We start from the raw sequence: 530 nt of genomic DNA, 5'->3' as shown, positions 1-530 counted from the left end.
GTCGAAAGTCGCAACTGCAATATAAAATTTCAGACCTTTGCTTCATTCCAACTACAATCTTCATCGCAGCAAAATCCATTGTTGTCGCTTGATTGTCGCTACCTGTTAAAAAATTTATTCAATCATTATTGCGCAATTTAAATTTGCTTCACCTTTTGAGCGGTAAATTTCTTAAAATCACTCTTACTCGAGAACAATGAGGTCGATAAGTATCAACAACTAATACGTTATTGCCACTACCGCCATCAAAAAGGCCTGTTCTGTTCTGTCCAACTAATAAGAACACATCGTCCCCGTCACCACCGGTAATAAATTTGATCCCCTCGCTGATAACAAAAACATCTGGCGTATTGTTCAATCCAACAACCAAATCATTTCAGTCTTTTAAATCGATTAAAATCGCAGCGTTGTGAGTTCGATCCAACATATATGAATATCCAAGTGCGTTTAAACACAGGTAACTGTGATGCTTTTTCCGTGACGATGAGTAAGCATTGCACAGCATCTCTGATCCGTGCGGTAAAACTTCA

At 38.5% G+C, this 530-nt stretch carries 1 protein-coding gene; it reads right to left on the bottom strand.

Going from position 1 to position 530, the window contains the following annotated elements:
• Positions 1–148 precede the first annotated feature (148 nt).
• Positions 149–286, bottom strand: a complete 138-nt coding sequence (locus V6U76_RS05445) for a hypothetical protein (RefSeq protein WP_333024131.1) — start codon at positions 284–286, stop codon at positions 149–151.
• Between the last annotated feature and the right edge of the window lie 244 nt (positions 287–530).

Origin of the sequence: Wolbachia endosymbiont of Pentidionis agamae (assembly GCF_036711655.1) — a bacterium.
GTDB lineage: Bacteria > Pseudomonadota > Alphaproteobacteria > Rickettsiales > Anaplasmataceae > JAZHPY01.
Note: the sequence above shows the minus strand (reverse complement) of the source record. Positions and strands in the feature narration are given on the sequence as shown.